Here is a 601-nt window from a genome sequence, read left to right as displayed (position 1 = left end):
GGGCGTTTTTGGTCGCCTCTTCGATCATGTCTGGTTTGATGTCATTAAGTTTCGTAAAACTGTATTCGATTCGGTTTGCATAAGGATCTTGATTAAGAATCACGCCTTGTTTCCCAAGTTCACCAATCTCATTAATCGCCGCACGAACCACATTGATATTTTGGCTGTAAACCGTGACCGTTCGGGATGCTAAATAACGATACTCAATATCTTGCTCACCACCATATTGCTGCGCTTTACGGTCTATCACTGAAGGCGAAGACAGCGAGATGTTTTTGTCAGTTAAGCCTTTTGCGGTTAAAAAATCGAGAATCAAACGCGTTTGTTGGTCTATGTCATCAAACATCGCGCCCATATCATTGCTGGCTACCGTAAATTGGATTGGCCAAATGACGGTATCTGCCGGGTATTCTCGCTCAGACAATCCCTTCACCGTTACCACTCGCTAATAGGCTTTGTATTTGACTGCTGTTTGCTGAATAAAAAAGCCCAATACTCCTAAACCAATTATCAGACACAGCCCGAGCCATATTGACGCTTTATTGGAAATCTTCTCCATTCATCCTCCTAATTTCGCCAAAAGTAACAATTCGTAGTATCG

Annotated in this window: 1 pseudogene; it reads right to left on the bottom strand. The window is 42.8% G+C overall.

Annotation, left to right across the window (positions count from 1 at the left end):
* Nucleotides 1-559: pseudogene (locus tag R7Q48_RS28955) on the bottom strand (SIMPL domain-containing protein); the annotation flags it as partial.
* Between the last annotated feature and the right edge of the window lie 42 nt (nt 560-601).

It is taken from the genome of Vibrio sp. 378 (assembly GCF_033339435.1).
The sequence above is the reverse complement of the archived record's forward strand: the minus strand, read 5'-3'. Positions and strand labels throughout refer to the sequence as shown.